Origin of the sequence: Synechococcus sp. Cu2B8-bc1011 (genome assembly GCF_047302735.1) — a bacterium.
GTDB lineage: Bacteria > Cyanobacteriota > Cyanobacteriia > PCC-6307 > Cyanobiaceae > Synechococcus_C.
On record NZ_CP138915.1, the window covers coordinates 1,114,595 to 1,133,593 of the forward strand.

General features: G+C 49.2%; 19 protein-coding genes. 5 read left to right on the forward strand and 14 right to left on the reverse strand.

From position 1 onward, the window contains the following. Positions 1–2: 2 nt before the first annotated feature. Genes SIC18_RS05800 through hpf form a run of 4 tightly spaced genes read right to left on the reverse strand, consistent with a single transcriptional unit; the run spans position 3 to position 3,552 of the window. Positions 3–1,421: an MFS transporter gene (locus SIC18_RS05800; protein WP_048348008.1), complete on the reverse strand. Its 1,419-nt coding sequence runs from the start codon at positions 1,419–1,421 to the stop codon at positions 3–5. A gap of 37 nt (positions 1,422–1,458) precedes the next feature. Then, positions 1,459–2,277: a DNA repair protein RecO gene (recO, locus tag SIC18_RS05805; RefSeq protein WP_413430361.1), complete on the reverse strand. Its 819-nt coding sequence runs from the start codon at positions 2,275–2,277 to the stop codon at positions 1,459–1,461. After that, on the reverse strand, positions 2,274–2,954 hold the full coding sequence (locus tag SIC18_RS05810; protein ID WP_048345878.1) for a deoxyribose-phosphate aldolase: 681 nt from the start codon (positions 2,952–2,954) through the stop codon (positions 2,274–2,276). The genes recO and SIC18_RS05810 overlap by 4 nt, the downstream gene beginning before the upstream one ends. Positions 2,955–2,976: 22 nt before the next feature. After that, on the reverse strand, positions 2,977–3,552 hold the full coding sequence (hpf, locus tag SIC18_RS05815) for a ribosome hibernation-promoting factor, HPF/YfiA family (protein ID WP_011618551.1): 576 nt from the start codon (positions 3,550–3,552) through the stop codon (positions 2,977–2,979). 11 nt (positions 3,553–3,563) lie between these two features. On the opposite strand from hpf, the gene lipB reads away from it, so the two are divergent. Together lipB and SIC18_RS05825 are read left to right on the forward strand one after the other, a co-directional pair. Continuing rightward, a complete protein-coding gene (lipB, locus tag SIC18_RS05820) occupies positions 3,564–4,286 on the forward strand; it encodes a lipoyl(octanoyl) transferase LipB (RefSeq protein WP_413430362.1) in 723 nt (240 codons plus the stop codon). 66 nt (positions 4,287–4,352) lie between these two features. Further along, entirely contained in the window at positions 4,353–6,254 is a 1,902-nt protein-coding gene (locus tag SIC18_RS05825; protein WP_413430363.1) for an AMP-binding protein, read from the forward strand. Between the two features lie 68 nt (positions 6,255–6,322). On the opposite strand, the gene SIC18_RS05830 is transcribed toward SIC18_RS05825, so the two are convergent. The 9 genes from SIC18_RS05830 to SIC18_RS05870 form a co-directional block, all read right to left on the reverse strand. Continuing rightward, positions 6,323–6,853, reverse strand: coding sequence for a hypothetical protein (locus SIC18_RS05830; protein ID WP_413430364.1), 531 nt, complete (start codon positions 6,851–6,853; stop codon positions 6,323–6,325). A 280-nt stretch (positions 6,854–7,133) separates the two neighbouring features. Then, complete coding sequence (locus SIC18_RS05835; protein ID WP_413430365.1) at positions 7,134–7,733, reverse strand: hypothetical protein; 600 nt, start codon at positions 7,731–7,733, stop codon at positions 7,134–7,136. 808 nt (positions 7,734–8,541) lie between these two features. Next, positions 8,542–9,144, reverse strand: a complete 603-nt coding sequence (locus SIC18_RS05840) for a hypothetical protein (RefSeq protein ID WP_413430366.1) — start codon at positions 9,142–9,144, stop codon at positions 8,542–8,544. After that, entirely contained in the window at positions 9,141–9,311 is a 171-nt protein-coding gene (locus SIC18_RS05845) for a hypothetical protein (RefSeq protein ID WP_413430367.1), read from the reverse strand. The genes SIC18_RS05840 and SIC18_RS05845 overlap by 4 nt, the downstream gene beginning before the upstream one ends. Before the next feature lie 71 nt (positions 9,312–9,382). Continuing rightward, complete coding sequence (locus SIC18_RS05850; RefSeq protein WP_413430368.1) at positions 9,383–9,988, reverse strand: hypothetical protein; 606 nt, start codon at positions 9,986–9,988, stop codon at positions 9,383–9,385. A gap of 1,721 nt (positions 9,989–11,709) precedes the next feature. After that, complete coding sequence (locus tag SIC18_RS05855) at positions 11,710–12,024, reverse strand: hypothetical protein (RefSeq protein WP_413430369.1); 315 nt, start codon at positions 12,022–12,024, stop codon at positions 11,710–11,712. A 227-nt stretch (positions 12,025–12,251) separates the two neighbouring features. Continuing rightward, on the reverse strand, positions 12,252–13,052 hold the full coding sequence (locus SIC18_RS05860; protein ID WP_413430370.1) for a hypothetical protein: 801 nt from the start codon (positions 13,050–13,052) through the stop codon (positions 12,252–12,254). Between the two features lie 290 nt (positions 13,053–13,342). Further along, positions 13,343–14,074 carry a hypothetical protein gene (locus tag SIC18_RS05865; RefSeq protein WP_413430371.1) on the reverse strand — a complete coding sequence of 244 codons (732 nt, stop codon included), beginning with the start codon at positions 14,072–14,074 and terminating at the stop codon, positions 13,343–13,345. A 288-nt stretch (positions 14,075–14,362) separates the two neighbouring features. Continuing rightward, positions 14,363–15,343 (reverse strand): hypothetical protein, encoded by a 981-nt coding sequence (locus SIC18_RS05870; protein ID WP_413430372.1) that lies wholly within the window; start codon positions 15,341–15,343, stop codon positions 14,363–14,365. 392 nt (positions 15,344–15,735) lie between these two features. Here SIC18_RS05870 and SIC18_RS05875 point away from each other — a divergent pair, with 392 nt between their 5' ends. Continuing rightward, positions 15,736–16,305 (forward strand): hypothetical protein, encoded by a 570-nt coding sequence (locus tag SIC18_RS05875; RefSeq protein WP_413430373.1) that lies wholly within the window; start codon positions 15,736–15,738, stop codon positions 16,303–16,305. Between the two features lie 92 nt (positions 16,306–16,397). Here the strand turns inward: SIC18_RS05875 and SIC18_RS05880 are convergent, their stop codons facing one another. Then, the gene (locus SIC18_RS05880; protein ID WP_413430374.1) at positions 16,398–16,826 is read right to left on the reverse strand and encodes a hypothetical protein; all 429 of its coding nucleotides are present in this window, start codon (positions 16,824–16,826) and stop codon (positions 16,398–16,400) included. A gap of 324 nt (positions 16,827–17,150) precedes the next feature. Here SIC18_RS05880 and SIC18_RS05885 point away from each other — a divergent pair, with 324 nt between their 5' ends. Beyond that, positions 17,151–17,594: a YlqD family protein gene (locus tag SIC18_RS05885; RefSeq protein ID WP_413430375.1), complete on the forward strand. Its 444-nt coding sequence runs from the start codon at positions 17,151–17,153 to the stop codon at positions 17,592–17,594. Between the two features lie 44 nt (positions 17,595–17,638). Then, complete coding sequence (locus tag SIC18_RS05890) at positions 17,639–18,946, forward strand: dihydrolipoamide acetyltransferase family protein (protein ID WP_413430376.1); 1,308 nt, start codon at positions 17,639–17,641, stop codon at positions 18,944–18,946. The last annotated feature ends 53 nt before the right edge of the window (positions 18,947–18,999 follow it).

Genomic DNA, 18,999 nt, shown 5'->3' on the forward strand with positions numbered 1-18,999 from the left:
AGTTAGCAGCGCTCCCAAGGCCGCTCCCAAAGAGCGGCCGTTAAAGAAAGTGCTGCAAGCACCCAGAGCACAGGGATCAAGCCAATGCTGCTCACCAGGGCACCGGCGAGAACAAGGGGCAGGCTGAGCGCAATGTTGATCAGGTTGTTCTGTAGTCCGAAGACCCGACCTCGCTGAGACTCTGGGGTGTCCTCCTGAATCGTGGTCTGAGCCGGAATCGCCACGAGAGCGGCCCCAATTCCGAGGACGCCGCACAAGGTCAAGGTGATGCTGAGATTTCCGCGCAGTTGCCCGAGCATGACCAAACACCAGGTGATCGTGCCCAGCCCGGCTGCGGCGAGGCGACGACGGCTAAAACGATGGCCCATTTGTGCCACCAGCACAGCGCCAACCGCCATCCCTAATCCGCTCATGGCCAGCAGGGTTCCGAAGCCTGTTGGCCCCAGCCCTTGGATTGCAGACGCCAGGCTGATCGCCAGCACATAAAGCGCGGCTAGCAGGCTGTAAAGAACCACGAGATGCACCATGGCTCCGCGGACCGATGTCTGCTCTCGAAGCACCTTGATCCCCGCCACGATTTCTTTCCAGACTGAATCGCGGCTGTCCTTTCTCGGTGGTTCGCGCATCTGGATGGTGCTCAGACTGATGGCCGCCATGCCGTAACAGAACGGCAGAAGCAGAAATTCGCCACCGTTGATGCCCACCGTTTGAAGCAGGTGGTTGAGTCCTCGCAGGATTGGATCGCCAAGGGCAAAGCCAACGATCGTGGCTCCCATGCTGGTGGCTTGATAAAGGGAGTTGGCGGCTAGCAGGTGTTCTCTCGGCACCAGCAGTGGGATGGTCGCCTGTTCAGCGGGGGCGAAAAACTGGGTCAGCACCGACTCAAGAAAGGTCATCAGCAGCAGAGCCCAATATCCCCAGCTCAGCCCGAACCAGTGGGGACCAGGGATCAGGAACAGAGGGGTGCACAGCACGAGCAGTGCCCTCAGTCCATTGGATGCCACCATCACTCTGCGTTTGGGCCAGCGGTCGACCCACACACCGGCAACAGAACCGAGCACCATCGCCGGGATGGTGTTGGCCACATAAATCCCGGTAGCCAGCAATGTGATCCGCTGGGCTCGCGTCTCGAAATCCATGCGAATCGCAGAGGCGATTTCAGCAAGCGCCCCATTGCTGTCCGGTGTATTGGTCACCCAGTATTGGGCGATCAGATACACCATCAACACGATGTAGAACTTGTCCGCGAGTTGGGAGAAGATCTGTCCGACCCACAGGCGACGGAAGCCATCGAGATGGATCACGGCCTGAAGGCCGCGGCGACCTTCAGGATTGGCGCTCGTGGGCAGGGCCGGGTCCGGGCTGTTTAGGGGGGGACCGCTCACAATGTGTTCATTCGCGGGATCATGATCGCCCACCACCGGCAATAACGTGAAAACCCCTTGAGTTGTTGGCTGGTTAAGCGCTACTGGCGACAGCCTCTCTCACCATGGCAAATGAGCGGACGGGCCTTGGCAGATGCACGCGACACCAGCTCTCCAAAAGTGTCAAAAGCCTGAGCCAAACGGGTCGGGGTCCCATCAATCCACCGTCTTGACGTTCCGGCAGTTCAAGCCGTGTTAATCGCTGGAGCAGGGCGAGTTCGGAGGGGTTGATCTGGATGGCTGCTCCAGCTTGAGAACCAATGGCCAGCCCTTCGTCGGCCAGGAGGCTGCAACGCCAGTCCCAATTTCCGATCGGTGGAGACAGGGCGGCTCCACTGCGGCAACAGGTTTGGAGAGGCAGGCCATAGCCGCCGAGAGCGAGCAGATGAACACAGGCCTGAACAAGCGTTGCCAGGGTTCGATCGACACGCTCCCCTTCCGAACGTTTCATTTCTGATTCACGCTGTTTCTGCGCCAGCAGCTCGAGCCGCTCAAGATGCATCAAGACCGCACTCAGCATTCCGGGTACAGGATCATCGCCAGCGACCAACGAGATCGAGAGCTCAGATAGGGCCTGGGCGGCTGCCAACGTTTCCAATCTCTGCCCCACGTTGCTGAAATTGTGTTGGACCCGAAGTTGGCGCACCCGAAGTAGGCCGCGGCGTCCTCCTACCTGCAGCTCCAGAGTGGTGAGAGGAACCGCCGCCGCCAGGCTGCTGCGGGGTTTACGGGCCCCTGGCACGGCTAGGCGAATCAGGCCAACCTCATCACTGAGCAGGGTCAGTAACCTGTCGTGCTCCCCAAGGGGACCCACCTTCAAAGCCAACCCTTTGATCCGCCGTTCCGGGCTCATTGAGGATGCCGGAGGGCCTGAATTAAAGCTGGGCCATGGCTGGTTCCCAGGGCCGTTGCGCCCTCTTCGACAAGGTCCAACGCCATGTCTAGCCGTTGAATCCCTCCGGCCGCCTTGATCGCGCAATTTCCCCTCGCAAGCTCTTTGAGCTTGCGCACCTGCACCGGAGTGGTGGCGGGTCCAAATCCGTTGCCGGCTTGCAAGCACGCAGCACCGGCATCGATGGCGGCTTCTACAGCCAAGCTCAGGCCCGCTGGCTGCAAGCGGTTCACATCCAAAATCACCGTCACGGGTAGGCCGAGATCGCAGATCTGCGCGAGTTCTTCTGCATAGGTTTCCGACCGCCCCGCGGTGATGGCAGCAAGATTGGGCACCACATCGAGGGCATCAGCCCCGCGGGCTGCGGCCCATTCCGCTTGCGCCCGTTTGAGCTCTGCTGGAATGGTTCCGAAGGGGAAGTCCACCACGGCAAACAAGCGAAGACGACCGCTTGGTCCGATGCGGTTTCGAACCGCCTCTAGGTGGCAGAGGCTGGTGCAAAGCCCCCCGAATCCGAGCAGCCTGCCCGCATCACAGAGGTTGTGCAGGGCCTCCTCTTCCAACAAAGGATCTAAGACGGCTTGATGGATTAAGGGCGGGAGCTCCGGAAGCTCCCGCCGACGCGGCGACGCGGTCATCGTTGTGGGGCAAGCACTGCCTTTAGTTCCGCGCTTGGATCACGCCAAAGCCACCGTGATTGCGGTGATAAATCACCTGAAGTTCACCGCTTTCTTTGTCTCGAAACAGATAGAAGTCGTGGTCGATCAGTTCCAGTTGATGGCGTGCCTCTTCGAGGCTCATCGCTGGCATGGCGAAATATTTGCGCCGAACGCCCGGGCTGGGGAGCTGCGCTTCTTTGCCTTCGAGCAGGGAGTCTTCTGTGGGCCGTTCCGTCAGGAGGACGTCATTCGCTGCTGTTGGGGTGGTCCGATGGCCATGGTCGCTGTGGCGTTCCTTGAACCGTCGCAGTTGGCGCGCCAGTTTGCTTGCGACCAGATCGATGCTGGCGTAAAGGTTTTCGCTTCTCTCTTGGGCGCGAATCACCGTGCCATTGGCGAACACCGTGACTTCGGCGGTTTGTTGCGGAACCCTTGGGTTGCGTGCAACTGACAGATGCACATCCGCTTCCTTAACGAGGTCGTCGAAGTGGTGGATGGCCCGTTCCAGTTTTGTTTCGGTGTATTCCCGGAGTGCGGGCGTCACATCCAAATTGCGACCATGGATCAGAAGCTTCATGGCGTTCCCCTTTGCCTGGTTCTACCGGCAACTTACTAACTGCCTCAGGCCCAGGAAAGCGGTCTGCGGCATTTCTTTTTGAGCCGGTTGCACCTGTGCCGTTCTCCCAGGCCTGGGAGTGGCAACGGGGATGGCAGAAGTGCTTACTGGCTGAGGACGGCTCAGACAGGGAAGCGGTTTGGCTTCTTCAGCATCCGTCTTGCTTCACCCTTGGTCGCGGAGCGACGGAAGATCACTTGCGCTTTGATCCCGAGAATGCGCCAGCTCCCCTGCATCGCATCGACCGGGGAGGGGAGGTCACCCACCACGCCCCCGGGCAGTTGGTGGCCTATCCGGTGTTGGACCTTCGCCGGCGTGAACCAGACCTTCATTGGTACATGCGCCAGCTCGAACAGGTGGTGATCGATGTGTTGGCGGCATTGGATTTGAAGGGCCAACGCATCCCAGGCCTGACGGGGGTTTGGCTGGAGGGGCGAAAAGTGGCGGCCATCGGGGTGGGATGTCGTCGTTGGATCACTCAGCACGGCCTTGCTCTCAACGTGTCGTGCGCCATGGACGGGTTTGCGCATGTTGTGCCATGTGGAATTTCTGATCGTCCTGTGGATCGTTTGCAGCGCTGGATTCCTGGGATCACGCCTGCGGTTGTGCAGCCACTCCTGCGGGATGCACTGGCCCAGCGCCTGTCAATCAGCTGGTGCGACCTTGCTGGTCTTGATTCTGGGTGGTACTCCTAGGCGCAAGCTGAAAACAACGTTGTGGGTTCGTGTGCACAGGCCAGCTGGCGACCAACGCTTTGGGAGTTGAAATCACTCGCCCGTCAGCAGCATGTGCAAGGTCTGGGGAGAGTGGATCAGCTCTGGCCCTGGCTTGAGCAACGTCATGGTGCTCTCATGGCTGTGGATGCTCCCCATGCGGCTCATCCGGAGCATTTCACCTATCAGGAGTTGTCGCAACGGATCACGACAGCGGCTGCAGGGTTCCGTTCCTTGGGGATTGGTGAAGGCGATGTGGTGGGACTGTTTGCAGAAAACAGTCCCCGCTGGCTGATGGCAGATCAAGGTTTGATGCGCACAGGTGCGGCCGATGCGGTGCGTGGCTCCTCAGCCCCCGTCGAGGAGCTGCGTTACATCCTTGAAGATTCCAAGGCTGTGGCCCTGGTGGTTCAAAACGCGGACCTTTGGCAACGGCTCCAATTGCCTGCGCAGCTGCGCAGCCAGCTGCGCTTTGTCCTGCAGCTTGAGGGTGATGCTGTGGATCCAGACGTGATCTCTTGGTCTGATCTTTTGGCGGCTGGCGCCGAGCAACAGGCTCCGGATCCAGATCTTGGTCGAGATGCGGCCAGCGCTGCTAGTACCACAGCCACCATCCTTTACACCTCAGGCACCACCGGTCAGCCGAAGGGCGTTCCCCTCAGCCACGCCAACCTGCTGCATCAGATGCGCAGCTTGAGTTGCGTTGCTCGGCCAGAACCTGGCGCACCCGTTCTCAGCGTGTTGCCGATCTGGCATGCCTATGAACGTAGTGCGGAGTATTACTTCTTTTCCTGCGCCTGTTCGCAGAGTTACACCACGATTAAACAGCTCAAACGTGATTTGCCCAGGGTGAAGCCTGTGGTGATGGTCACGGTGCCGCGCCTGTGGGAGGCGGTGCAAGCCGGGTTTGAAGATGTCCTGAAAACATTCCCTGCATCCAGGCAGAGCCTTTTGCGCGCGGCACTCGCGAATAGCAGTGCCTATTGCTTGGCAAGGCGTCAGCGTCGCAACCTGATGTTGATGCCCTTGGGTCGCCGTCAGCGCTTGATGGCAGGCCTGAAATCCGCCGGCCGCTGGCCCGCCCATGCCCTGGCGTCCAAGCTGATCTGGCCAAAGCTGAGGTTGCAACTCAGTGGGGGACAGCTGCGCTTCCCCATCAATGGAGGAGGAGCGATCGCACCTCATGTGGATTCCTTCTTTGAGGCGGTGGGGATCGAGTTGCTAGTGGGCTATGGCCTCACCGAAACTAGTCCGGTTGTGAGTTGCCGGCGTCCATGGCGCAACATTCGTGGAAGTTCAGGGCAGCCAATGCCTCAGACTGAATTCAGGATTGTGGATCCTGAATCCCGAGCTCCTCTCAGTTTTAGAGAACGTGGTTTGGTGCTTGTGCGTGGACCTCAGGTCATGCAGGGATACTTGGGGAAACCTGAAGCCACTGCAAAAGTTCTGGATGTTGATGGATGGTTCGACACCGGCGATTTGGGAATGCTTCTTCCAGATGGCTCTGTGGTGTTAACGGGCAGAGCGAAAGACACCATTGTTTTAAGCAGCGGTGAAAATATTGAGCCAGGGCCTCTGGAAGCACATCTGCTGATGAATCCAGTGGTTGAGCAGGTCTTATTTGTTGGCCAAGATAAGAAGCAACTTGCTGCTTTGGTAGTTCCGAATCAAAACGGTTTAATGCAGTTTGCGAAAGACAAAGGAGTAGAAGGTTTCGATTCTTGGTCCAGATTGCTGCCACAAGATCAAGCAAATTTGCTAGATCTTGTCAAGAAAGATTTTAATCTTGACCTTCAATCGCGCTCGGGATCCAGGCCCGACGAAAGGATTTGTGGTGTTGCATTTGTTGAGCCTTTTACGATTGAAAATGGTTTATTGACTCAAACCCTGAAGCAAAAAAGAAATGAGATTTGTATCAGAGATGCGAATGCTATTGAGAGTATGTATTGATTTTGCTATGTAAATGTAAACCGGATCCTTCCTGCCTTCTTGGGCAATCTAAATCTATGCATTGGATTTTAGAATTTTCCGCTGAACCCTGATCCTGTAGAAAATGATTGAGTATTGCTTGTGGAGCTGAATGCCTCACGCCGCTCTATCAATATTTCTTCTTCCATCATCTCTGTCATGTCATAATTTTGTTCGGTAATCGTTACTGTACCTGTTATCGAGAATTGATCACCCTCAACATATTTATTGCTCGACATTGAAATAGGATCGCCATCTTCATCCTCTGTATTATCTACAGCTGCTCTCTGCTCAAATGAATTTTGTCCCGAAATCTGTTTCTCAAGTTGTCTTTGCATGAATTCGTTGGTGGGCCCTTGGACTCCTTCGCTAGACGTTGAAAAAGTCACCGTTTGATTATCTGCCTGCCCATCTATCATTATTACCCGATTTATTTTTTCATTTATTACTTCCTCGCCATTCGACACGCGATTTTGGCCTGACATATTATTGCTTCGATAGGTCTGCATTTGAGCCAATGATGAATGTGGAGTCATTGCAATGATGGCAATGCTTAGGAAGAAAAGGTTTAGTGGCTTCATTTGGGTTGATAATGTGTCTTGGGATCTAGGATTAATTTGTCTGCAAGGCACCCCTCAGGGGATTTGACTGCTGATAATATTTAGGATGTAATCTTTCATGGTTTGATCGCTGCTCAGGGCTCGCAATTTAATTGATTTGTGCATATCTTTTGTGACCAGAAAAGAAATTCTTCTTTGAGTTGTGGAGCTGTCATTAGCTTGGAACATTGAATTTATGCGAAGAGTGTAAGTAGCTTGAGCTAATTTGATAGGATTAGTCTTATTAGTCCTGAGGTCTTCTTTAAGGTAATTTAGTGTTGAGATTTGAGTTTGATGTTGTTCCAATATTCCACATTGTTTTGCAATGGTTATAGAGGCCTGGCAATGTTGACTTTAAGCTTGTTAGTGATATCTCACCTTTAGAGGCAACTTGTTTAGCTTCAACACATTTTTTCAATATTCCTGTTTCAGTGGTCATCATCGTTTGTTTGGCCTGATTCTTCATTGCCGAAATGCAGCTGGAGACTTGTGGGCCAAAAGGCATTTGGAATCCAATCGTTCCTTGTGGCATCCAGTCTTTATCTCTAGTGTTGTCCCCAAATGTGCCAAAGTATTGATTGTCATAAGGTAAAACCCCAACGTTTGCGAAGAAGCTTGGGGATTGGCAGCTAATAGCTCTCGAGCCAACTGTCATTTCACCAAGTTCACCTTGTGCAGGGTTGATTTGATAGTTGTAGATGCCCCCTCCAATTGATTCAGAACGTGATTGGTTCTGTTGAGAATTCGTTGGCATCGCAACGGCACTGTTCGTGTTGTCTTGTTGCTGTGCTTGTGCGTATCCGCCTCCTGTAGTAGCTGCAGTAAAGAGCAGAAGTCCAACTAACGATGCGGTTCGATTCATGAGTGAAGCAGTGAATTTCATATCTTTAGTGTGCCCGCACCACTGCACTCAACACACTCTTTTGCAGGGAAGCGCCAATGCACATTGCTGCTAAAGAAGACCTTATTCTTGGCAATTAATTGACAACTTTTATTTAAGCATCAGGCTATTGCTGATTGCCTAAGGCTTTGCCGAATGTGTTTTCAAAACGGTAGAATGCGTGGTTTTGCTTGTTTTAATTTAGGATTTTGGTATGAGATGTTTTGTTAAGTAGTTTGCAAAATTCATAGATTACCATTCCATCCAGGTCTTTAAGACTTGTTTATTGCTTTTTCGTTTAAAACTCTCTGCAGGTGTTTGTCGGTTTCCTTGTTGGAGTTTGAAGTATTAATATCTTTTGTGTTTGAGTTATCAGAGGTACCTTATCCATTATTGAGTATGTTTGTCCAACAAGGCTGGTGAGTTCGTAGATCACGCCAGCCGAGTTGATTTAATAGATTATCGAGGCATGTTTTCTTCTAGATTGATTCTGCCACAAGGCCTAAGCTTGCATCATGTATATAAATAAAAAATCTCTGAGTTACTCACACTTGGCCGGCCGATATTTCAATAATTGCAGATAAATAAGCCAAAAGGGTTTGCTTCTGCGCCCCTTGCTTAGTGAATAATAGTTGAAGCTTGTATGAGGTTTTCTCTTGGCAAAATAGGCATAATGCGTGAAGCAAATGCTGGCTTAAGTTTAAAGAGCTCTGTATCATTAGTCAGATGATACAGAGCTCTTTAATAAGCTATTGGGTAAATGTTGTTAAGGACTTACTAATTTTAGGCATTAACTGTCAAATGAGCTGATGGTTCCGTTTTCCATCAAGAAGCTGTCTGTAAATGCCTCTACTTCGTAATTGTCTACGCGAATAATAGTTGTATCTTCTTCTGAGCTTGTACTCATTATAGCATCTTGCTCATTCGTTGACATTGTTGTTGTCATAGTGAAGCCGTCTGCATTATCTGTGCTAGTAAATATGCTATTTAATTCGCCACCTAGATTGGAATCTTCAGCAACTCCTAGTCTTAATTGTTCCATTGCTGCATTGCCTTGTGACTCCATTTGTTCAAAGCTTTGAAGCATAACTTCATTGGTTAGGCCCTCTACATTTTGCCCCGACATTGTTATAGATATTGTTTGAATAGATGAATCACCATCTGATAATGATGTCTTTTTGATATTTGAGGTGATTGTTTCTTGGCCTTTGGAAAATTTCATTGCTTCTGTTTTACTACCACTGGAAAATGTGGTATTTTTTAATTGTGCAAATGATGCAAGTGGAGTCGCAAAAACAAGTAAAGAGCAAAGAGAGAGAAGTTTGAAGTTGTTCATGATCTTAGAGAAATTAGTGTTTGTTTTTTGTAGAAGCAATTTTGGGTGGCTGATCATTCCTGTAATGCTTCCTGATTTACTTGGTTCATGATGAGACTGATGATGTAGTCTTTCATGCTTTGATCGGCATTTAAAGCATGTAATTTAATGCTTCTGTGAACCTCCTTTGTGACTAGGATTGATATTCTTTTTTGGTTATCATTGTTGCTGTAGGCTTCAGTCATGATTAATTCCGATGTGATGGTTTAATGAGTTGAGGATGTTTCCTTTGGCTCTGTTGGAGTTCAGATTTTGCTTAATTGTTTGGCAATATGGCATTAGTATTGGCGTTGGAGGTGGCCCCAATATTCCACATTGTTTTGCAATGGTTGTAGAGGCCTGGCAATGTTGACTTTAAGCTTGTTAGTGATATCTCACCTTTAGAGGCAACTTGTTTAGCTTCAACACATTTTTTCAATATTCCTGTTTCAGTGGTCATCATCGTTTGTTTGGCCTGATTCTTCATTGCCGAAATGCAGCTGGAGACTTGTGGGCCAAAAGGCATTTGGAATCCAATCGTTCCTTGTGGCATCCAGTCTTTATCTCTAGTGTTGTCCCCAAATGTGCCAAAGTATTGATTGTCATAAGGTAAAACCCCAACGTTTGCGAAGAAGCTTGGGGATTGGCAGCTAATAGCTCTCGAGCCAACTGTCATTTCACCAAGTTCACCTTGTGCAGGGTTGATTTGATAGTTGTAGATGCCCCCTCCAATTGATTCAGAACGTGATTGGTTCTGTTGAGAATTCGTTGGCATCGCAACGGCACTGTTCGTGTTGTCTTGTTGCTGTGCTTGTGCGTATCCGCCTCCTGTAGTAGCTGCAGTAAAGAGCAGAAGTCCAACTAACGATGCGGTTCGATTCATGAGTGAAGCAGTGAATTCCATGTCTTTAGTGTGTCGATGTCAGAGACGCTTGACGTACTCTTTCGCAGTGATGCGCCAATGCACAATGATGTTTTTAGTGGCTAACTTGTATCTTTTTGAGCAAAAAAAAACACCGTCTAGGTGTTTTTAAATCGATTATAAATTAATCGGCTCGGGTTTGTCTGCGCACCCTCTCATTGGATAATTTCTGGGTATGAAATATACTTTTCTATTAAGTGAGTAACAATTTCTGTGATGCTTTTGTCCTCGCTTAGAGCTTGAAGTTTTAAGTTCTTGTGTGTAACGTTTGAAAGCAGTACAGATAGTTTCTTTTGGTCTGTGATGGTGAGTTGGCTATCCATGGCTTTGTTTGATTGTTTTTGTTTGTTTGAAAATTAGCTGTGGTGGGTTTTTTTAAGTCAATCGATAGTTGTGAAACTCGTGAAAATGTCTTGGTTTGGGCTTTGATCTTATTTCAATTTTGTGCTCCGCCTCAAGAAAGTCTTGAAGGGCATTAATAACTAGAGAGACCATTGTCTCTTCCCTGTCATTCGCTAGCTGTTTGATCCTTTCATGAAGACTACGAGAGACTTCTAAGGATACTCTTTTTTTTGTTTTTAAGTCTTTCATTTTGTGTGAGAAACAACTTTTATTCATGATTTTTGCTTTTGGCTCACTGACTGAACCATTGCTTTCATCGCAATCGACTTGGAGTCGGTTTTGACGAATTCAGAAGCATCTCATGAACTACTCATTCACCATATAGACGCATCTAAGCTAAAAGCACGCGATGCGCTTTCGAGACAAAAACTGCCAATCGCCTAAGAGCACTTTATGCGTACAGAACTCTGCGTACCTAGTACAAATAGCTTGAATACTGAACAGGCCACTAGAGACGGTCTTTATAACCAAAAAGGGACACAGCTCCCCACCTCTTTAGATCATGTTTATTTTTTTTGTAATGTTTTTTGTCGTTGTCGAGTCATTCGATGGTTCAAAAACGCATGTGTACTTTGTTACTAATTGTCCCGCATGCCGAAGAAAAGGCAAGGGGGGATGTGGTTTGTTTTTTGTCCGCCATTCTCCGTGAGACTTCGCACTAGTTTTTCGTCTCGCTGCCTGCAGGTTCTTCACTTTCCTCCATTCCCTGACCGGAAGGGGGTTGTTGAACATTTCATTGAAACTCTTTTGCTTTGGTCGCACTATGAGCAGTTAACGATTGAAAACTGTTTTTTCAATAATTCTAGATGTCAGGCAGGCTTCATGGGTTATTGGATTTGTTCCTGATCGTTCCTGTGATCTGCAATTGATCTTGATTCATGATCTTAGTGGATATGCTATACATTAGGCCTGATTTCTAGGCACTTGAGTGTTTTTGCCTGCATTTTGAGCAGAAATATCCTTTTACATCTGGCATTCCTTTTCATTTGCTTCCTGAAACAGGCCTTTTCGACTTTGTTTGTTATAAATACCTCTCTTTATCTTTCTGGATGGACAAGCTCTGTATGTGTATTGGTTCTGTGTATTTCATTTGTCTAGGCATCCGCCATGCGTGAGACGTTCAACGATGCTTCCAGCTTTTATAGGCTTGTCCTGGTCGTATTGTCATTGTAGGAGGAGTTGGGTCTTTAAGGCATACTCTTTTGGAGAAGTGAATGGAGTTTGTTTGGCCTTACACTTATTTTGATGGTTTGCTTTAATTGTATAGTTGTATTTAGTGTTTACAATAAGCGTTTTCTTAGTTTTTCTGCTTTGATGTTTAATCTCTCTTCGTTCTCGAGGAATTGTTTTAATGCCTCTACCACAAGTGAATTCAATGTATCATCATTCTTGACCGCTACGGTTTTAAGTATCTTGTGCATCTCACCAGTGAGTTCAATTGATAAGCTTTTGGTACGTTTCGTCTTTTCAATTCTTGTTTTAGTTGCTTCAGTGTAGGTGCATTCAGTAGAGTCTAAGTTTGATGGGTTTTCTTTCGCTTTGCTAGGAACTGGCCTGTGTTCCGTCTCTTTTTTGCAAGCTCCGTCTCCAGCCATGTTTTTTGATTTGGTTCCCTTTAGAAGTTACATGCTCTGATGGGAATTGCAACCCCTTTGCTGATTTTTTGGATAAAGTTATGTGTGCTTCCGTGTTATTGAGATATAGCTTCTTGTTTTGATTGTTGGCTTTGCTGTGTAGATTTAGAGTTTATCCAATTATTTTTCAGAAAAAAAGGAGGCTTGCGCCTCCTATGATTTGAACTGGCTAAGTAACTATTAAGTACTTAGTTCCACTCGGTATTGTTGAAGTGGCCAGACTCGAAGCCATTCGAAGTGGCTACGGACACGGTGTCGGCCTCGACGTGGGTCTTAGTCCGTCCTTCCTCATACAAATCTCCTTTGTAGCCACCGCTGTACTTGTCGAAGCTTTCAGAGAAGGCTCCATTAATGAAATCAGCCTCCCCACCACTGATCAATGTCACAGAGGTCTGGGTATCCAAAGTTGCGGCGTAATCAGCACTGCCGTCCGCGCTGCCAGTGAATTCGCCGTCGGTATCGAGAACGTCGCGGGACTTACTCCGGTCTCTTTTGACAGTTTCCGTTTCTGAGCCACGGCTTGGACGGCCGCCTTTTCCGCCTTTAGATTTGCTGGTTTTGCAACCTTTGCCGCCACGGCATCCGTCACCACCAGATCCGCCTTCTTCGCTTACAGTCTTTCTGCTGAAGTCATTGGAGCGCTCTACATCTTTAACATAGATATCCCACTTTCCACGAGCGTGGAGATCATTGATATCTAGGTTAGCTGCACTTTGAGCAGTCAAGTCGTGTTCTGAGTACGAAAGGTCACCACCACCATTAACGTAGTCTTCAGCTGAGAAGCTAGTAGTTTTGCCTGAAGTTTTCCCCCAGACATGCATATCGTTTTTCTTATAAATATTGCTATCAACCGTCACAGTTTGATTTGCGTATGACGCTGCAGTAGTACGCAAAGCGTCAGTACCTGAACTGTTTCCGATGCTTCCGGCCATTGCGGCGGAAGGAATCAACAGGCCTGCTGCTCCTAGAAGTCCAATTAGTTTTTTCATGGTTTTGGAATTAGAGAGTGAGAGTCGTCTGAGTTCCAGACATTTCAGTTCTAATCTCGACATTGATGCTTGGGAACCTGTTTCACAGGACTGCGGTATTGGTAATATGCGCCTTTCGGCCTTTTTCCATTGTCTGGATAAGGTTTCATGTGCTTCCGTGTTATTGATATGGCTTCTTGTTTTGATTGTTGGCTTTGCTGTGTAGATTTAGATCTTGTCTATTCAGTGTTCAGAAAAAAAGGAGGCTTGCGCCTCCTATGATTTGAACTGGCTAAGTAACTATTAAGTACTTAGTTCCACTCGGTATTGTTGAAGTGGCCAGACTCGAAGCCATTCGAAGTGGCTACGGACACGGTGTCGGCCTCGACGTGGGTCTTAGTCCGTCCTTCCTCATACAAATCTCCTTTGTAGCCACCGCTGTACTTGTCGAAGCTTTCAGAGAAGGCTCCATTAATGAAATCAGCCTCCCCACCACTGATCAATGTCACAGAGGTCTGGGTATCCAAAGTTGCGGCGTAATCAGCACTGCCGTCCGCGTAGCCGTTGAACGAGCCGTAGCTATCGGCAGTGTGGGTGGAACCATGCCTGTCTGTTTTGACGACTTCCTTATCTGGGCCTCGGCCTTTTTTGCCGCCTTTTTCCTTAACTGTCTTGGTGCTCTTGTTTCTGGAGTGCTCTGTATCTTCAAGATGTATATCCCATGACCCACAAGCCTCGAGATCATTGATATCTAGGTTAGCTGCGCTTTGAGCAGTCAAGTCGAGTTCTAAGTACGAAAGGTCACCACCACCATTAACGTAGTCTTCAGCTGAGAAGCTAGTAGTTTTGCCTGAAGTTTTCCCCCAGACATGCATATCGTTTTTCCTATAAATATTGCTATCAACCGTCACAGTTTGATTTGCGTATGACGCTGCAGTAGTACGCAAAGCGTCAGTACCTGAACTGTTTCCGATGCTTCCGGCCATTGCGGCGGAAGGAATCAACAGGCCTGCTGCTCCTAGAAGTCCAATTAGTTTTTTCATGGTTTTGGAATTAGAGAGTGAGAGTCGTCTGTGTTCCAGACATTTTAGTTTTAAACGTGCCATTGAGACTGGTGAACCTTTTCACAGATCTGCGGCATTGGTAATAAGCACCTTTCGACCTTTTTCCATTGTCTGGATAAGGTTTCATGTGCTTCCGTGTTATTGATGTGGCCTTATGTTTTTGATTGGCTTGATGATTGTAGATTTTGAGCTTGTCTATTCAGTGTTCAGAAAAAAAGGAGGCTTGCGCCTCCTATGATTTGAACTGGCTAAGTAACTATTAAGTACTTAGTTCCACTCGGTATTGTTGAAGTGGCCAGACTCGAAGCCATTCGAAGTGGCTACGGACACGGTGTCGGCCTCGACGTGGGTCTTAGTCCGTCCTTCCTCATACAAATCTCCATTGTAGCCACCGCTGTACTTGTCGAAGCTTTCAGAGAAGGCTCCATTGGTGAACCCAGCACCACCATTGATCGTTGTCACAGAGGTCTGGGTATCCAATGTTGCGGCGTAATCAGCACTGCCGTCCGCGCTGCCAGTGAATTTGCCGTCGGTATCGAGAACGTCGCGGGTCATACTCCGGTCTCTTTTGACAGTTTCCGTTTCTGAGCCACGGCTTGGACGGCCGCCGCCGCCTTTTCCGCCTTTACCTTTGCTGGTTTTGCAACCTTTACGGCATCCGTCACCACCAGATCCGCCTTCTTCGCTTACAGTCTTTCTGCTGAAGTCATTGGAGCGCTCTACATCTTTAACATAGATATCCCACTTTCCACGAGCGTGGAGATCATTGATATCTAGGTTAGCTGCACTTTGAGCAGTCAAGTCGTGTTCTGAGTACGAAAGGCGACCACCACCATCAACGTAGTCTTCAGCTGAGTAGCTAGTAGTTTTACCTTCAGTTTTCCCCCAGACATGCATATCGTTTTCCCTATAAATATTGCTATCAACCGTCACAGTTTGATTTGCGTATGACGCTGCAGTAGTACGCAAAGCGTCAGTACCTGAACTGTTTCCGATGCTTCCGGCCATTGCGGCGGAAGGAATCAACAGGCCTGCTGCTCCTAGAAGTCCAATTAGTTTTTTCATGGTTTTGGAATTAGAGAGTGAGAGTCGTCTGAGTTCCAGACATTTCAGTTCTAATCTCGACATTGATGCTTGGGAACCTGTTTCACAGGACTGCGGCATTGGCAATGAACACCATTGAATCTTGGTGTTAAAGTCCATTTTGATTTTTTTGTAAGTGGCCTTGCTAGGTCCGAGTTCGCTCACTGCTGATAGCTATCTGTTTCGCCGTAAGCCTTTGCCATTATTGCTTTGGTCTCCATATCTCATGATTCTTATCTCCTGCCCCTTTGTGAATTGATCCCTACTCAGCTGCTGTCTCAGCTGTCCATTGTCATCTTGCAGTCATGCTGAGTATTCCTGAGCTTTCTTGTCCCCAATGGACAAAAGCATGTTGGTTTTTGGTTGAAAAGTTGTTTTACACCAATGCTTTTTGCCGCACCTCTATTAAAGAGTATGTGCGCATTGTTTGATTGGCGCCAATGCGGTAAGATTTGGAGGATGAATAGATTTTTTTAATACTTACAGTGAAAATTCAATCTTTACGCAATTTCCCATTCCCTTTTCTCGCTACTACTTCCCTTTGCTTCGCCCTTGCGATGGGCTCTTCAGTGCAAGCGCAATTTTCTAATACGAACAGAATTGTCTCTTCACGATCTGATTTTCGTCAAAATGTTTCGGTTCCAGGAGAGCTTTTGCGGCTGCCATCCTCGGCTCGTGTAGATGATTCTTTTCAGGAACTAGATACTGGAAGAGCAGGTACGTATACATTTATCAATGCGCCTAGTCGTTTTCGTTATCGCTTTAGTGGTCGTTATAACGGTTATGCAAATAGGCCTCGACCAATCCTCTATCAGTCATATACGCAACAACTCAATGTTGGTGATGCGAGAAAGCTCTGTCGGTCAGCCTCTAAACGGAATCTTCCAGGATTGAAGGGTGAGTTTCTGGAGTTAGGCTCTCAGGATGATCGTAGGCATAATTTGTTGGTTGGTTGCAGTCAGCGTTACCAACTTGTTGGATCGCCATCTTTTTTACAGGCTGAGACTTTCTCGTTTGTAAGTAGTGATGAATTTAACTTCACGACTGCCACGATGCTTCCAATTGACGAGGGAGAATTTGAAAATTTTGAATTACCTTGGGATGGCGATTTTGATGTTTATTATTGATGGCTGAGCCACTTGTTGATGGCTGAGCCACTTGATTTCTGTAGAGAGTTAGGTGCCTTTGCTTGAGGATTCATCCTCCTTGAATGAGGGACTTAGAAGTCATCATCTGAAAATGTTGAGTCTGCGACTTGTCCTTTGACGCATTCTCCAGTGCCAGCGCTACCGGCTCCGTCGCGTAAGTACCACTCTCTATGGATAATCAACGAGTTTAGATTAATTGTAAGTTTTTTTCCTGGTTGTCTGGGAGTGAGCGTTAGTCTGCTACCGCTTTGTAGTGAAGTGAAAAATACTGGGGCACCGTCATTGATTTGGCCAACGGCCAGGCTAGAACCTGGAGAAAACATAAGCGAAATCCATTTTCCTTGTCCGTATTGACAATCTAGGTATTGTTTACTATTGCCTTTCTTGTTGCCAAAGTTATCTTCTTCCTGATTTTGCGAGACTGCTTGATTGAAAACACTTGCGGTGAATAGCAACGTGCAAGTTAAAAGTAATTGGCTTAGTTTTGTAAGTGGCTTCATTTGTATTGGTTGCCCTGCTCTTGTCGTTTTAGCAATTGGCGATCCCAATGCTTGGAATTTGCATGTTGGCGCAATTGTGTCTTGTTTGCTTTGTGCTTGACATGTCCAGGATTTCGTGAATCGGGGCTGTTCGGTTTTCCAAAGAGAACTAAAAACGACGTCCTGCTTGTCTCCGATCTTTCTCTTGTGGAAGCTTGTGTCTGCTTGTGCAGGTCTCTTCTCTGATTTGGATTTGCAATGGCTATGGCTATGGCCAGGGCCTTGGTTTCGCCTTAGGGGTTTCGTCTTAGGTATTATTACTTGCAGTAAAGTTGAGATTTTTAGATGTCTGAAGATTCTTCACTCACGATCAAGCGTTCTATCACCATTCGTGCAGTGGTCACTCCTGCCTGGAAGGAGGAAGCTGAACGCGAATTGAGCAATGGAATCGCGACCACTGATCAGCAGCTTGCGCAGTTAGAGAAAGAGGGCCAGGAGGTGGTTGATCAAGTTCGTCGTCAGAGTGCAAATCCGCTTGATCCCCGGGTTCAGGATCAAGTGGCTCAGGTTCAGCAACAGGTTGCGGCGAAGCGATCTGAGTTAGAGGAACAAAAGCGAAACCTGTTGCAGCAACAGGCTCAAGTGCGTGAGCTTGAGATGGATCAGATTGTGGAACAGGGCCAACTCGATAGCTTTTGCGACATACAAGTCGGCGACAATTTAGTCAACAAGATGCAAGTTTCAGTCGTTGTGCGGGATGGCGTGATCGAGTCGATCGAACAGGGCTGATCCGAGCCGTAAAATTTGTTTGATTAGCTCGTCTGGAGACGGTTTTGGCAACCCACGACATTTTTATGCCTGCCCTCAGCTCCACCATGACGGAGGGCAAAATCGTGGAGTGGCTCAAGCAGCCTGGAGACAAGGTGGCTCGAGGCGAATCCGTTCTCGTTGTGGAGTCCGACAAAGCCGACATGGATGTGGAGTCCTTCCAGGAGGGGTACTTGGCTGCCGTGTTGATGCCTGCGGGTAGCACTGCACCTGTGGGTGAAACCATTGGCTTGATCGTTGAGACGGAAGCGGAGATCGCTGATGTGAAGGCCAAAGCTCCTTCTTCAGCTCCGGCCGCTCCAGCCGCTCCAGTCGCAGCCGCCCCCCCTGCTGCTCCAGCGCCCCCCACTCCCATCTCAGCTCCAGCTCCCGTCACAGCTCCGGTGGCTGCAGCTGTCAGCAACGGACGCTTGATCGTCAGTCCCCGCGCCCGCAAGCTTGCCTCCCAAATGGGGGTCGAGCTTGCGGGTCTGCGCGGCACGGGCCCCAATGGCCGGATTCAGGCGGAAGACGTTGAAAAGGCAGCCGGACGCCCTGTAACCCAACCACGAGTGGGTGAAGGGACTTCGGCCGCTGCCGTCGTTGGCGCGACAGTCGCGGCTTCACCGTCGGCTCCTTCCGGCAACAGTTTTGGCGCCCCAGGCGACACCGTGGCCTTCAACACGCTTCAGGCGGCGGTGAACCGCAACATGGAAGCCAGTCTTGCGGTGCCCTGTTTCCGCGTTGGATACACGATCACCACAGACAAGCTGGATGCGTTTTACAAGCAGGTCAAACCCAAAGGCGTCACCATGACGGCCCTTCTGGCCAAAGCCGTGGCCGTGACCTTGGCCCGACACCCCCAGGTGAATGCGGCCACCACGGCCTCTGGCATGAGCTATCCCGCTGAGGTGAATGTGGCTGTCGCTGTGGCGATGGAAGACGGAGGTTTGATTACACCGGTGTTGCGCAACGCCGATCGCACCGATTTGTATGAGTTATCGCGTCAGTGGGGGGATTTGGTGAAGCGTTCTCGCAGCAAGCAACTGCAGCCTGAGGAATACAGCACCGGCACCTTCACCCTCTCCAACCTTGGAATGTTCGGAGTGGATCGCTTTGATGCCATCCTTCCCCCAGGCACTGGCGCAATCCTGGCGGTTGCGGCGTCTCGTCCCACCGTGGTGGCAGGCAAAGACGGATCCATCTCCGTGAAGCGTCAGATGCAGGTGAACCTCACCGCTGATCACCGCGTGATTTACGGCGCCGATGGTGCTGCCTTCCTGAAGGATCTGGCGGAACTGATCGACACGCGTCCGGAAAGTTTGGCTGTGTAATTTGCGGCTGTCATGTCGCATTGATTTGGCCAGGCTGAATGACAACTGGCTTT